This window comes from Dyadobacter koreensis (assembly GCF_900108855.1).
GTDB lineage: Bacteria > Bacteroidota > Bacteroidia > Cytophagales > Spirosomataceae > Dyadobacter > Dyadobacter koreensis.
The window spans coordinates 297069-310763 of record NZ_FNXY01000004.1 but is presented as its reverse complement, the minus strand read 5'-3'; the positions used below and the strand labels follow the sequence as shown (position 1 = coordinate 310763).

General features: G+C 42.1%; 12 protein-coding genes. 5 read left to right on the top strand and 7 right to left on the bottom strand.

Annotated features, from left to right (window positions below; translation table 11 throughout):
* Window positions 1-39: 39 nt before the first annotated feature.
* The 3 genes from BMY70_RS13550 to mgrA all read right to left on the bottom strand — a co-directional run bounded on the left by BMY70_RS13550 (window position 40) and on the right by mgrA (window position 2074).
* Window positions 40-621 carry a TetR/AcrR family transcriptional regulator gene (locus BMY70_RS13550; protein ID WP_090335731.1) on the bottom strand — a complete coding sequence of 194 codons (582 nt, stop codon included), beginning with the start codon at window positions 619-621 and terminating at the stop codon, window positions 40-42.
* Window positions 622-669: 48 nt separating this feature from the next.
* Window positions 670-1020, bottom strand: a complete 351-nt coding sequence (locus BMY70_RS13545; RefSeq protein ID WP_090335730.1) for a hypothetical protein — start codon at window positions 1018-1020, stop codon at window positions 670-672.
* A gap of 67 nt (window positions 1021-1087) precedes the next feature.
* The gene (mgrA, locus tag BMY70_RS13540) at window positions 1088-2074 is read right to left on the bottom strand and encodes an L-glyceraldehyde 3-phosphate reductase (protein WP_090335729.1); all 987 of its coding nucleotides are present in this window, start codon (window positions 2072-2074) and stop codon (window positions 1088-1090) included.
* Between the two features lie 266 nt (window positions 2075-2340).
* On the opposite strand from mgrA, the gene BMY70_RS13535 reads away from it, so the two are divergent.
* Genes BMY70_RS13535 through BMY70_RS13520 form a run of 4 tightly spaced genes read left to right on the top strand, consistent with a single transcriptional unit; the run spans window position 2341 to window position 5754 of the window.
* Window positions 2341-3714, top strand: coding sequence for a sensor histidine kinase (locus BMY70_RS13535; RefSeq protein ID WP_090335728.1), 1374 nt, complete (start codon window positions 2341-2343; stop codon window positions 3712-3714).
* A gap of 19 nt (window positions 3715-3733) precedes the next feature.
* On the top strand, window positions 3734-4114 hold the full coding sequence (locus BMY70_RS13530) for a response regulator (RefSeq protein ID WP_090335727.1): 381 nt from the start codon (window positions 3734-3736) through the stop codon (window positions 4112-4114).
* Window positions 4104-5150 carry an adenylate/guanylate cyclase domain-containing protein gene (locus tag BMY70_RS13525; protein WP_090335726.1) on the top strand — a complete coding sequence of 349 codons (1047 nt, stop codon included), beginning with the start codon at window positions 4104-4106 and terminating at the stop codon, window positions 5148-5150. Before BMY70_RS13530 ends, BMY70_RS13525 begins: the two co-directional genes overlap by 11 nt.
* 25 nt (window positions 5151-5175) lie before the next feature.
* Window positions 5176-5754: an HD domain-containing protein gene (locus tag BMY70_RS13520; RefSeq protein ID WP_090335725.1), complete on the top strand. Its 579-nt coding sequence runs from the start codon at window positions 5176-5178 to the stop codon at window positions 5752-5754.
* Here BMY70_RS13520 and BMY70_RS13515 read toward each other — a convergent pair.
* Window positions 5751-8975 carry a cyclic nucleotide-binding domain-containing protein gene (locus BMY70_RS13515; protein ID WP_177197020.1) on the bottom strand — a complete coding sequence of 1075 codons (3225 nt, stop codon included), beginning with the start codon at window positions 8973-8975 and terminating at the stop codon, window positions 5751-5753. The two genes, BMY70_RS13520 and BMY70_RS13515, sit on opposite strands and share 4 nt — an antisense overlap.
* Before the next feature lie 136 nt (window positions 8976-9111).
* On the opposite strand from BMY70_RS13515, the gene BMY70_RS13510 reads away from it, so the two are divergent.
* A complete protein-coding gene (locus BMY70_RS13510) occupies window positions 9112-9480 on the top strand; it encodes a VOC family protein (RefSeq protein WP_090336497.1) in 369 nt (122 codons plus the stop codon).
* A gap of 92 nt (window positions 9481-9572) precedes the next feature.
* On the opposite strand, the gene BMY70_RS13505 is transcribed toward BMY70_RS13510, so the two are convergent.
* From BMY70_RS13505 to BMY70_RS13495, 3 genes are all read right to left on the bottom strand, one after another.
* Window positions 9573-11057 carry a mandelate racemase/muconate lactonizing enzyme family protein gene (locus BMY70_RS13505; RefSeq protein ID WP_090335723.1) on the bottom strand — a complete coding sequence of 495 codons (1485 nt, stop codon included), beginning with the start codon at window positions 11055-11057 and terminating at the stop codon, window positions 9573-9575.
* Between the two features lie 64 nt (window positions 11058-11121).
* Complete coding sequence (locus tag BMY70_RS13500) at window positions 11122-12054, bottom strand: RraA family protein (protein WP_090335722.1); 933 nt, start codon at window positions 12052-12054, stop codon at window positions 11122-11124.
* 86 nt (window positions 12055-12140) lie between these two features.
* Window positions 12141-13685 (bottom strand): SusD/RagB family nutrient-binding outer membrane lipoprotein, encoded by a 1545-nt coding sequence (locus BMY70_RS13495; RefSeq protein ID WP_090335721.1) that lies wholly within the window; start codon window positions 13683-13685, stop codon window positions 12141-12143.
* Window positions 13686-13695: the final 10 nt, after the last annotated feature.

The following is a 13695-nucleotide window of genomic DNA, read 5'->3' as shown; positions in this document are numbered from 1 at the left end:
TTACATACATACTGGTTGGTATGTGTTTTGGTAAAAAAATTATTGTTTGTAAGAATTTAAAATTTGAATTAACTGAGCAATACAGCTTTTAAACTTTGTATAGCTGTTAAACGATTTTCCGATCGTATAACTTCCTTCCAGAGAGGCTAATATAAAATAAGCGAGCGCGTCCGGATCAACCTCTGACTTAATCGTTTTATTTTCTAACCCGGCTTTTAGAGCTGCTTTGATTAATTTCCGCTCATCGTCAAGAATTGCCGAAAGACGTTTATTAAAACCCTCATCCAGCGGAGACATTTCCTGAATGAGATTGTTTAACGGACATCCTAAATGAATCGTTTCCTGAGTTGAATATCCTGCAATCATGTTCAGCGTTTCAGCGATTGCGTCGATAATATGCATGTCATCGCGAACAAGATTTATCCATGCCTGCTTATAGCCCGGTGCAATCAGCTCATCAACAATGGCGTAACCAACGTTTAGCTTATCTTTAAAATAATGGTAAAATGCACCTTTGGTAATACCCATTTGCGCAATTACCTTGTCCGTGCGCAATCCCTGAAAACCATGCAAGCGCATCGCCTCAAAATTTTTCTGTAAGATTTCGCCTCGGGTGTCCATGATGCAAACCTACATACTTGTTGGTATGTTTGCAAGTTTTTGTCAATTTTATTTTTTCCTAAAATGAAAATAGTGGATCGTTTCTGTTTTTGTGGCAAGAATTTGTGAGTTATAATGAAGCCAGCCATTATTTTCCATATAATTTATGACATGGGTTACAGAGTTAAAATTCAATCTTTTTCCGGTTAGTTTTTCTGTAAATCTTTTAGTTGCCTTTCGTTCAACTTGCCCGTAGTCAACCGAAATATCTTTATCTCCAAAGATCTGGTCGATATTTTCTATTTTTACTGTACATACTTTTATGCTATCGATTGAATTGATATCGACACCGGAAACAACAATTTGAGAAAAAGAGGGTAGAGTAGTAAAAAGTAAGATTGAAAAAATTAAAGTTTTCATGTGCCAATGATAAGTTATCAGAAAAAAAATAAGCCGTCATTTTTTAAAATGCCGGCTGTATGAAAATTTACAGGATTGTTAATATTCTTTCAAGTTCATCATTTGTGAAGTCCTTGTTATTAAGGCAAGCCAATGAGTCAAGTAGCTGGGACACCCGGCTGGCCCCAATAAGTACGGAGGTTATTCTCGGATCCTTTAATAACCAGGCAAGCGACATCTGTGCCAGTGTTTGCCCTCTTTCCAGAGCGATATCGTTCAGTTTTCTGATTTTTTCAATCAACTCCGGAGTTACCTGATTTTCCTGCAAAAAACCTTCCGGTTTGGCGGCTCGCGAATCGGCAGGAATACCTTTTAAATATTTGTCGGTCAAAAGTCCCTGTGCCAGAGGAGAAAATGGAATGCACCCAACACCCTCGCGTTCCAATACATCGAGTAATCCGCCTTCTACCCAACGTTCGAACATGGAATACTTCGGCTGATGAATCAGACATGGCGTCCCAAGGTCTTTTAAAATGGCAATTGCTCGATCTGCTTCGCCGGCCTGGTAATTTGATAATCCAACATAAAGCGCTTTTCCCTGACGAACAATCAAATCCAGTGCTCCCATCGTTTCTTCCAGTGGCGTATCAGGGTCCGGGCGATGGTGATAAAATATATCGACATAATCGAGTCCCATACGTTTCAGACTCTGATCCAGACTCGCAACCAGATATTTTTTTGAACCCCATTCTCCATATGGACCGGGCCACATCAGATACCCTGCTTTGGAAGAAATGATCAATTCGTCCCGGTAAGCCGCAAGGTCCTTTTTCATGATCAGGCCGAAATTTTCTTCCGCAGATCCCGGCGGCGGACCGTAATTATTGGCGAGATCAAAGTGTGTAACGCCATGATCAAAGGCGGTTGTCAATATGGATCGGTAGTTTTCGTAAACATCAACACCACCGAAATTATGCCATAACCCTAATGAAATGGCAGGAAGTTTCAGTCCGCTTTTGCCACACCGACGGTAAGTCATCTGCTCGTAGCGATCCGGGTCAGCTAAATAAGTCATTAGTTTTTAAGAAAAAATTAAAGATTTAAATCAGACCGAAAAGATAGCCGTTTTATTTTATCCCGTGAAATTAACTTTCGGCAAAGTCTATGATTATGGTCGAACATGCTTTAAAAAGGCTTGTTTTAACAACCATTTCGGGGATTCTATTAAAAAATCCGTACATTCTTTATAGATTCACAATTGAATCAGATTTTTGTAAAAACGACCGTTCAAAGCCGTTCTGATAACACGCAATTAGCCATTATTTCAATTACCTTCCAGATATGGATTTATTTTTAGTAGTTTTTTTTCTAATACAGTTTATCCGTCAACGACTCAACACTGCGCTGGTTTATAAAGAGTGGGACAAAAAGCTGCTGCTTGCCCGATCTATCGCCATCGGCTTGATTGTGGCATTTTGGATTTTTAATAAATCTCAGCTTGTACAGTGGCTATCCTACCCGTTAGTAGCTTATATTCTTTATGTCATTCACAAAGAAAAGGATTTTGAATCCATACGGAGCACCGTACAATCTTTATATCCGTACGTTATAGTAAGTTTTCTTGGAGATTGTTTTGAGCTTGTAGCAGCAACGCAGTACAAAAGTTATCGGAATTATTTCGAACTGGCCAAGGGTTTTTCTTTTTTATGGATGCTTGCTCTTTGGTTTAACTTTCGGAAGCAGCAGAAGGTTCTGGAAAAAGAAAGAGAGGAACAAAAACGCAAGGACGAGGAGAATGAAGCTAAAAAAACTTCACTCGAATATCTGGTCGCGGAACGTACGCAGGAATTGACGATCCAGACTATCGAGCTCCAACGGGCGCTGGATGAATTAAAGGCAACTCAAAATCAACTTATTCAAAGTGAAAAAATGGCTTCGCTCGGAGAGTTGACAGCAGGGATCGCTCATGAAATTCAGAATCCTTTAAATTTTGTGAACAACTTCTCAGAGGTCTCGGTAGAGCTGTGTCAGGAGCTGGAGGAGGAGATTAATAAAACGGAAATTCCAGATGCTGATAAGGAGTATATCGCAGGTATAATCAGCGATTTAAGCCAGAACCAACAGAAAATTACACATCACGGAAAACGCGCTGATTCGATCGTTAAAGGTATGCTGCAGCATTCGCGTGCTTCATCCGGGACGAAAGAGCCGACGGATGTGAATGCTTTGGCGGATGAATACATGCGTTTGGCTTATCACGGTTTGCGTGCAAAGGATAAAGAATTCAATGCAACGCTTACCACAGACTTTGATCCGACAATAGGAAAAGTAGCGGTAATGCCGCAGGATTTGGGAAGAGTTTTTTTAAATCTGTTTACCAATGCATTTTATGCGGTCGCAGAAAAGAAGCGATTGAATAAAGATAATCCTGCTTTTGCGAACTACAAGCCGGAAGTGAAGATCATCACAAAATTATTTGGCGGCAAGTTATATATCCGCGTCACGGATAACGGAACGGGTATGCCTGAACATGTAAAAGCGAAAATTTTCCAACCGTTTTTCACAACAAAACCTACCGGGCAGGGAACGGGTCTCGGACTTTCGATGAGTTACGATATAATCACCAAGGCGCACGAAGGAATTCTGGATGTAACTTCGACACCTGGCGAAGGGACCGAATTTAAAATTACGCTGCCTGTCTCCTTAAATACTTAGTCATACGATACTTTGTTATATGAAAATATTAGTTGTTGACGATGAGCCGGATGTGAAGGCACTTTTTGAACAGCGTTTCAGAAGAGAAATCCGTAACGGCGAATTTGAGTTTTCTTTTGCTTTTTCAGGAGAGGATGCTTTAGACTATCTTGAAGGCCATGCTTCGGAAATTGTGATGATCCTTTCGGATATTAATATGCCGGGAATGAGTGGAATAGAACTTTTGAAGACAATCCGGAAAGACCATCCGATGGCTCCGCCAATTGTGATGATGATCACGGCATATGGTGATACAGATAATTATGAACAGGCTATGAAATTTGGTGCAGATGATTTTTTGACGAAACCGGTAAATTTCGTAGAACTGAAACAAAAATTACAAGAACGATATGAAGGCTAAAATCCTTGTGGTTGACGATGAACCTGATTTGCAGTTACTTATAAAACAAAAGTTTCGCAGGCAGATCCGGGAGCAGCAGTATGATTTCATTTTTGCTGAGAATGGAGAAGTTGCTTTGAGAATGCTGGCGGAGCATCCTGACGTGGACATGGTTTTGAGCGATATCAACATGCCGGAAATGGACGGCTTGACGTTGTTGATGAAGCTGAGTGAGTTGAGTCCGCTCCTTAAATCGGTGATTGTTTCGGCATACGGTGATATGGAAAATATTCGGACTGCGATGAATAGGGGAGCGTTTGACTTTCTATGTAAACCGATTGATTTTCAGGATCTTGAAGTAACGATGGAAAAGACGTTGAAATATGTCGAACAATTGAAAGAAACGCTGAAAGCAGTTCGGGAAAACGATATTCTACGGATGTATGTAGATTCGTCGGTGCTGCAATTCATGACACGCGGCGCTTTTGAGAGTTCGTTGACTTCCAGCGAAAATATCGAGGCTTCGGTTGTCTTTATGGATATGTGCGGCTTTACGTCAATTTCGGAACGTGAACCTGCGGACCATGTGGTAAAGATGATCAACAAATATTTTGATGTCATGGTGAAGGAAATCCTGGCACATGGCGGCCTTGTCGACAAGTTTATGGGAGATGCGGTTATGGCAGTTTTTAAGGGTGACTATCATCTGGATCGTGCGATAGAAGCGTCGCTGGCCGTAAGAAATCAGATTAATGGTTTCAAAGAACAGCTCCATAACCAGACTGAATATTTTCCCAATGTCGCGATCGGTATTAATTCCGGGGAAATGGTAAGCGGAAATATCGGGTCGGCAACTTTGCGCCGCTTGGATTACACGGTGATAGGAGACGCGGTAAATGTCGCGCAAAGATTACAGTCTGTCGCTGGTCCCGGACAAATCGTAGTACCAGAATCGGCATACGAAAAAATTAAAGAGGCGTTTCAATGCCGGGTGATTGGAGAGGTGAATCTGAAAAATAAGCAGCAAGCCATGCAGATTTATGAAGTTTTGGAATAGTATTTTGTCTTTAAATTTTTGAAAAATGGACATCGAAAAGGCTGAAAAATTCATCGTTGACTTACTGGACACACAACTTTCCGAGACATTATATTATCACGGTCTTCACCACACACTGGATGTCTTGAATGCCGCGATGATCCTGGCAGATGAAGAGGGGGTTGAGGACAGGAGTGACCTCAAATTGTTAAAGACCGCAGCACTATTTCATGACAGCGGATTTGTAAATACTTACAAGAATCATGAAGAGGAAGGTTGCCGGATTGCAAATGTCCATCTTTCATTATTTGGTTATAGTCAGGGGGAAATTAAAAAAATATGCGGTATGATTATGGCGACGAAGATACCGCAAACTCCTACAACCATACTTGAACAAATTCTTTGTGATGCAGATCTGGATTATCTTGGTCGCGATGATTTTGAACCGATTGCTGCAAGTTTATTCGAGGAATTGAAAGCCAGAAAACTCGTTGAAAATGAAACGACCTGGAACGTCATCCAGGTTAAATTCCTGGAATCACATCGGTATCATACGAAGTCAGCAATCAACAAAAGAGAAGTTCAAAAGCAGAAACGCCTCATTGAACTGAGAAAGTTGATCTAAGCCATAGCTCTCATTTTTTCATTTTGAACCCGGATTCGCTGGCATAAAATGCGAAGGACGTTTCGTAAGATTTCATCACGTTCTTCCATCAGTTCAAAGAAATCCTCCTGATCCACACGAAACAAAAGAACGTCAGTTTCTGCCACCGTTGATGCTGATCTCGGCTCGGTATCCAGTAGCGCGAGCTCTCCGAATATTTCTCCTTTGTCAAACAATGCAAGCTGTTTAGGCCCATCATAAATTCCGATCTCTCCTGAATAAATGATGAACATACTATCACCTGTATCACCTTTTGCAAAAACTTCCTGCCCTTCCTGGTAAAGCACTTCTTTCATAATCGGAGCGATAGAACTCAGTACATTTTCAGGTGTTTGCGAAAATAATTTCGTGTTTTTCAGTACGATAACACGTTCCATTTCAGAGATTTGCTGAGAAGATTCAGTGGTATTTTTCATATTTTTTTCGTCTTGACTACTATATTTCAACGCTGGGAATTTCAAACAGGCTGTATTTACCGCATCTCTCAGTAATATTACCGGATGGTTTGCAAAAATATCCAGATTTTTGATTTCAGAGTCCGGAGTCCAGCGTTCGATTGTAAGGGCGATGGTCCAGGCCGTAAAGTATTGCTCTTTCTGTGTTAATACATATGTTAGAAAGGGCTGCGGGTTCTGCTGAATATTCAAGTACTGGCGCAGGGCTTCCAACTTTCTTTGCAACGGAATTTCTTCAAACAGCGCCCGCAAACAAGGGTATAATTCCCTTGGAAGAAGACTTTCAATCATTTCCAAAGAGTTTGCTCTTTTTTCCTGCGAAGCATGTTTAATTCCCTTCCAGGCATTCTGAACCGTGTCTTTATCATATAACACCATGAACAGATAAAACAGACGCTGATTAACTTGGAGAAGCTCGTAATTTAAAGAAGAATTCCAGGTTGAATTTTTATCTTCCGTGTCTGTTGCATTCAAAATCTGATAAGCATGAAGGAGCTCGATATCAACAAAATTTCTGGCGCTACTTTTCTGATCAGTATTCAATTCATAATGCGTCAGCGCTCGTAGCCCGGCGTTATGAAGTCTCAAAGACGGGCCATGATTCTCACCTTTTGACAGATATACTTTGGTGATAAATTCAAAAAGGACAGAAATTATTTCATTATTGGACTGTTTCTCCGCCGACTTTAAAAATGAATAAATGTCCTTTTCAGAAGTTGATTCAGTCAGCCAGTTTTGCAAAATTTCCGAGCCGGCCTGACCTGATTTTATCAGTGAGAGACTCGTGGTCTTAGACAGTTTTCCTGATAGAAAATCAGGCAGTTTCTGGATCAGGTCCTTACTGTTTCCCGTGCCGATTACTTCAATGGCACGCTGCTGAACTTTTTCGTTACTGCTTTTTAGTGAATTAATGATTTGTGACTTAAATGTATCCACATCCATTGCCTCAACACAATCCAGTGCAGCAAGCTGAGAATCAGTATCTCCGGAAGCAAACAAGTCCCGGATCGTCTGTCGGACTGCTGTTGAAGACTTTCCTGCTTGTCTCGCACCAAGAACAGCACCCCGAACGATATCCAGATCCGAATGCGCCAGATAGTGGACAAGTTTTTCATTTGTCATACTTTCTGATGCGGAAGCAATCTGTACAGCAAGGGTCTGACACGGCGTGTCCGGTTCATTTTCGATGTACTGGTAAAATGATTCAGAAGGTTTATAATTCCCAGTTTCGACGAGTGCCTCGAGCGTTTTGAGACGAACAAGCTCGGACTGGTTTTTTAGCAAAACATCAACATTTTTATAAAAAGTAGCAGGCTTATTTTTTACAAGCCAGGCTATCGCATTGATTACTTCCTCTTTCTTATCACTTTTAAGATTTTCTTTGATAATGGGCAGCGCTTCACCCGGAGAGGCCATTTCACCACTTTTTAGAAATCTTTTGCTGATCGCACTTTTCAGTTCAAGTACATACTCTTTGTAAGCTTTTCTAAAAATTATAAGTGCGGCGAGTGAAAATAGCAAAGAAAGATCGAAAGTCAGGCTGATATTAGACCACTCCATGGTATAGACAATCCAAAGCAAAATCCCGGCGATCAGCATACCCAGCGGCTCATACAGGCCTTTCGCCAGCGTATGGCCCTTCAAACGATTTTTTGTAGAAAGTGGTTGAAAAAAAACGAGAAAAACCGGATCGAAAAGTGTTCTTCTGATTAATTCAAAAAGCAGATACGCAACGCAATAATAAATTAGCAGCGAAGGTTCGTCAGTCCTGAAATAAGAGGAAATGATAAGTCCAAGTGAGATCAGTACTGTCGTAAGCGGCAAGAGATAGAGTGTGATTTTAACTCCAAACCGCTCAACGATTTTTCCAGAAAACAACATCTTCACAAACGTTGAGATGATATAAGTGGCAGTAAGAAGTGAACCAACGAAGATAATTGTGTCGTGCTGACTGTGAAACTTGTATTTTACATTGACAAAAAAGTGGTACTCAATCCAGGTTGCCGCCGCGGCGATAGCTACTGTTCCCAGGCAAAGCGCCGTAAGAAGCCTGTTCCCACCGAAATATTTCTGAACAAATTTTGAATCCGAAAATCCGGATTGCCGGGGCCTTGCATGATGCGGATTCGGGATAGCCGTATATTTGAAAGTCAGTTTTTGGGAATAAAATGCCAGCGCAAAGCATAACAGCGAGACTGTGAGCAAAATCATCAAAACCGAAGGAGAGTGGATCAAAACGGCAAGTACCGCACCCAGTGCCTTGGCCGGCATATCGCCTGATCCGATGACGCTGAACATCCTTTTACTTTGTCTTACATCAAAAACGATAGCGGACAATCCCCAGAATTCGAGATTGATCAAAAGATAAATTATCCGGTATCCGACCATAATAGCAATGGCTGTTGCTACCCCATGACCTGCCCAAAGCAAAATCATCACGACGAGTACCAGAAAGAGTGATGATAACATAGTTCCGAGGCTCAATTTTTCGAGCGCAAGATGATGTTCATAATGTTCATAAATCTGCCCGGCCGTCATGACGGCAAATGCAGCAACTATGTAAGCAATAGGTAAAGAATATTCCGGATGATTTTCCAGCAATAAGATATTGGCGGACACATAAACCAGTGTTGTTCCGACATTGATAAAAAAGTTATGAAAGAAAAAGAGAAGTGTCTGTGGGTTAATTGTACTATTTAATCTACTTTTTGTAATGGCTGATATCATATTTATCGAAAAGCTAGCGTCACTCATGTAAAATAAGCACTAATTCTTCCTTTTAAAAACAGAAACTGTTCAGGATATCATGAAATTTGCAGAAATTTGGCAATACAAGCCCAATTTGAATTTTAATTTACCCGATATGAAGATTGATTTTAAGCGCATTGACCACGTGATGCTGTGCTTTCCCGAAGGGAAAGAAAAAGAAGCGCGGGGATTTTATGAAGAGGTTCTTGGTTTGGAAGAAATTATCGATCCTGAAAGGCCGCATTTGCGGGGGGCGATCTGGTATCAGATGGGAAATATCCAGCTTCATTTAATGACAGATCAGGGCAGTAACGCTTCGGAACGTCATCCGGCCTTTGAAGTGACAAATCTTGAAGAGTGTCGTCAATTATTAGAAAGCCATGGTATCTCGGTCAAAAATCTTACACCGATTATCGGCAGGACCCGGTTTTCATTCAGAGATCCTTTTGAAAATAGAATCGAGTTGCTTCAATACCATAATTAGCTATCAGCTTTTAGCGACATTTTTTAATTCGATTTTCCCTTATACAAAAACGCCGTTTGACCAGAATCAAACGGCGTTTTGCTTTTCGTTGATCAGCTCCAAAGGCGATCATGAGAACGCTTGTCGTTCCACTGATCCGTTGGTGCGAAATAACTTTTGTCTTTTGGAGAAAGGTGTTTTTTTAATTCCTCGTCAACCAGTTCAATGCCCAGACCTGGCGCCTCCAAAGGCACATTTGCATATCCTTTATCGATCAACTTTCTGCCGTCAGTTGTTTTGACGATACTTTCCCACCACGGCACATCTACCGAGTGGTGTTCCAAAGCAAGGAAATTTTGCGTCGCGGCGGCGCAATGTACGTTAGCCATAAAACTAACGGGCGAACCGGCAAAGTGCATAGCCATTGCAATACCATGATCCTCAGCATAATCTCCGATACGTTTTGTTTCTAACAGTCCTCCCGAAGAAGCCAGGTCGGGATGAATAATGTCAACAGCACGGCCTTCAATCAATGCTTTGAAACCTTCTTTGAGGTAAATATCTTCTCCGGTCAACGTTGGGGTCTCCAAAGCTTCAGAGATCTGTTTCCACTGATCCGTATATTCCCAGGGCACCATATCTTCCAGCCAAGCCAGTCTGTATTTGTCAAGCGCTTTTCCCAGACGAATTGCATTATTCAAATCAAAGTGGCCATAGTGATCAGAAGAAATCGGTATCTCATAACCAACAATTCCACGGACGTCTTCCACAACTTTTGCCATTTGATCTAATCCCTGAGGCGTAATCTGAATGGCTGTAAAGGGATGTTTCGTATTGGCATAAGAATGGAAATCACCAGACCATTGAGAAAATCCTCCGCCCCAAACTTTATTATTGACAACTCCACCCGGTTTATTTTTCAGCATACCGATTGAAATATCCATTTTCAGCCAGGTATACCCCTGTGTGTCTGTACGGAATTTTATCTTCTCCTTAAATTCATCCAGGTTGTCTGATTCCGGGGTGTCCGCGTATAATCTAACCTTATCACGATAACGACCACCAAGCAACTGCCAGCAAGGAACGTTATAAGCCTTTCCACAAAGGTCCCAGAGTGCCATTTCAATTCCACAGACACCACCTGCCTGGCGGCCATGCATACCAAATTGTTTGATGGTCTTGAAAAGCATTTCTACATTGCATGGATTTTCACCTAAAAGTCTGCTTTTCAGCATCAGTGCATAACGTTCGTCAGCTCCATCGCGAACTTCGCCCAAACCATAAATTCCCTGATTTGTGTCAATACGGATAATAGGCGTGCGACCCACATTCTGGAGTACGCAATATCTGATATCCGTTATTTTCAACTCCGAAGGTTTCGAAGCGCGGTTAACTTTAGATGTGGCCTGAGCCACGGTATCTTCAATCGACATGGATAGGAAACTACCCAGTGCAATTCCACCCACGGCTGATTTTCTTAAAAAATTACGGCGGCTGTCCTTTGTAGCCGGATTATTAATTTCTGCTTGTACAGCCAGCTTTTCAGCTCTTTCAACTTCTTTGTTTGAGGCAATAATTTGGTTTAAGATACTCTTCATGATATAAGATATTTAGGATTTATTGTAAATGGCCAGCAGCAAAGCGCTAAAAGCTGACAGCTAATTAATAATTGCGTTCTTTCAGATAATCATCCAGCTCTTTTTTTGTCATTGGCAGGCGCCCGGGATATGCATTGATCCATTTGAGGAAATCTTTTGAAATAGCGTCAGTCCATTTCGTATCGATTTCTCCCGGAGTGTATTTCCCTTCTCTTAGTCGCTGATGGCCGAACTCGTCGCGCAGTGCAGTAACTTCTGATGTTAAAACAAGATCTTCTACCAGGTGGGCCGGGATGAAAATTGTTCCGTACTTTTTCGCCAAAACAACGTCCCCAGGCAAAACGATGGCCCTTCCGATGCGGATGGGATGGTTTATACTGGTCAGCATCATCTGCTGAATGTAAGAGGGATCAGACCCCTTCATCCAGGCATTGTAACCTTTTATTTCGCTAAGTCCTTCTACATCACGGACTGAACCATAAAAGATTGTCCCCCTTTTAGATTTAGCATAAATTGAATTTCCGAGATTATCGCCGATTAAAGTACCGTCTGCGATTTTTCCGTAACCGTCGGCTACGTACACGTCACCGTTCGTTAATACGTCTATTGGCCAGGAATTAGTACCACCCGCCGTATTTCTTCCCTCTTTTTTGCCGGTTTCTTTAATCAGATCCTGTAAATCGGGACGTAGCGGCATGTACTGCGCAGTCACCACCCGGCCTGTCATGGCGCTGTCAGGATGAATTAAAATCCAGTCTCCTTCGAATTGATTTTGGTATCCCTTGTTGCGTAAGACTCCCCAGGCTTCTTCGATCGAAATATTTTTTAACCTTGAAAGAATTGCGTCTGAGACCTTCGGCCTGCCATCTGCCGAACGCTCGCCTTTCCAGGCAGAGGTCATAGCTTTTATCTGGTCAGAAGTTGGGGCAATCGGTTGGGCATTGGACAAAAAGGAGAGAAGCAAAAACGCGGGAAGCAATTTTGTTTTTTTGAACATAAGTAAAGTGGTTTAGAAAAAACAGATTGATCAGAATACTGCAAGCGATTGATCGGATCGCTTGCAGTGTAGCTTTGGGTCGGAAATTATTTATCCCAGAAAATATGTGTCCCCAACTCGTCAGGGCCTTGACGGGCAACAGCGGCGTTGTAATTTGCCGTGTTCACTGATTTTTCCAAAACAGGATAAACCAGGCGGCGGATAAAATCTTTTACCGAAGGATCGGCTCCGGGATAAGGATTTTTGGTTAAAGTCGGGAAACCGCTTCTGCGGAAATTAGCCCAGGCTTCCGAACCATTCAGAAAAGATGAAATCCAGTATTGTGTATTGATCTGGTTCAGCGCAGTAGCAGCTGAAAATGGATTTGCCGCAAGATACGCATCCTGGCTTGCTGCCGGAATAGTAGCCAAAGCATCATACTGAGCCATCTGGTTCATATGCGCTTTTACACCCGACTCGTAAAGGGCCTTCACATCCCCGGTGATATATCCTCTTTGCGTCGCTTCTGCAAGAAGAAGTTGAGTCTGGGAGAAGGTCACGAAAAATTCAGGTGCATCAATTTTTCCTAACGTGCGGCGGTTAATTTGTGAATATTTAAAAGCAGCTCCGCTTTTGCCCGGATAGTTCGGTTCGGTAAGAATACTGGATTCGTTGTATCCATAAGGCGCACCTTGCTGGTTTGCAGGATCGGTGTCCTCTTTTCCGGCAGTTGCGATCGGATTGGCTGGAAATTCGTATTTTACCACAATAACCCGGCTGCGAGGATCATTCGTCGTTTTAAGATAATCTACAAAAGGTTTTCCCAAATAAACGTTTCCGCGCTCAGTTCCTTGGAAAAAATTAGCATTCGGGCTGTTAAATGTACTGTTAAAAGCAATCAGCGCATTGTCGGTGTTAGCGGTCATTACACCACCGTTCGCAGCGTCAACGGCTTTGAGTACGTAGGTTTTCGCTTTTGCCTCGTCAATTTTAGTAAAACGCATGGCAGCTCTCAATAAAAGTGAGTTGCCCAGTTTTTTCCACTGCGCGATATTCCCTTTATAAAACAGGTCACCGCTCTCTATACTTTTAGTTGCATCCAAAGCCCTGGTTGCTTCATCGAGCTCTTTCAAAATATCGTCATAAATCATTTTCTGATCATCGTATTTTGGAAGGTTTATTCCGTCTGAATAACCTTTACCTGCGTCGAAATAAGGAACATCGCCGTAGGTATCCACCAAAACCATAAAGACATAAGCCCTCCAGATACGCGCCATCTGGTAAATATTTGCTCTTAAAGGGTTGTCCTTCGTTAATCTCAAAACCGTTCCAAGCAAGTTTACCGGCCCATTTCCCGTTCCCGTTCCAAGGTACAAGGCGTTAAAATTCGCATTTGAGTTCGGGTCAAAAACGATATTGTGGTTTCCGCCTTCCAGTACTCCCGTATAAGGTGTATTGATCTGTTGTACAATTTCGCTCTGGTAGTGAAAAGTCGCCAGCGCTGAACTGAATTGTGCATTAGAAAATAGGTAGGCCGGATCGCTTGTAGTTGCCAAAACCGGATTTTTGTTCACATCCTCGAAGCCGTTATCGCAGGAAGTCGCTCCCAGGAAAAGGCCTATAACTGTCAGGTATATATGTATTTTTTTCATATCTATCTTT

Bases quoted from the DNA above. Each gene is read 5' to 3' on its own strand.
- BMY70_RS13525 (WP_090335726.1), top strand. From the start codon at position 4,104: ATGAAGGCTAAAATCCTTGTGGTTGACGATGAACCTGATTTGCAGTTA.
- BMY70_RS13500 (WP_090335722.1), bottom strand. From the start codon at position 12,054: ATGTTCAAAAAAACAAAATTGCTTCCCGCGTTTTTGCTTCTCTCCTTT.
- BMY70_RS13510 (WP_090336497.1), top strand. From the start codon at position 9,112: ATGAAGATTGATTTTAAGCGCATTGACCACGTGATGCTGTGCTTTCCC.
- BMY70_RS13550 (WP_090335731.1), bottom strand. From the start codon at position 621: ATGGACACCCGAGGCGAAATCTTACAGAAAAATTTTGAGGCGATGCGC.
- BMY70_RS13535 (WP_090335728.1), top strand. From the start codon at position 2,341: ATGGATTTATTTTTAGTAGTTTTTTTTCTAATACAGTTTATCCGTCAA.
- BMY70_RS13530 (WP_090335727.1), top strand. From the start codon at position 3,734: ATGAAAATATTAGTTGTTGACGATGAGCCGGATGTGAAGGCACTTTTT.
- BMY70_RS13520 (WP_090335725.1), top strand. From the start codon at position 5,176: ATGGACATCGAAAAGGCTGAAAAATTCATCGTTGACTTACTGGACACA.
- BMY70_RS13505 (WP_090335723.1), bottom strand. From the start codon at position 11,057: ATGAAGAGTATCTTAAACCAAATTATTGCCTCAAACAAAGAAGTTGAA.
- BMY70_RS13545 (WP_090335730.1), bottom strand. From the start codon at position 1,020: ATGAAAACTTTAATTTTTTCAATCTTACTTTTTACTACTCTACCCTCT.
- BMY70_RS13515 (WP_177197020.1), bottom strand. From the start codon at position 8,975: ATGATATCAGCCATTACAAAAAGTAGATTAAATAGTACAATTAACCCA.
- BMY70_RS13495 (WP_090335721.1), bottom strand. From the start codon at position 13,685: ATGAAAAAAATACATATATACCTGACAGTTATAGGCCTTTTCCTGGGA.
- mgrA (WP_090335729.1), bottom strand. From the start codon at position 2,074: ATGACTTATTTAGCTGACCCGGATCGCTACGAGCAGATGACTTACCGT.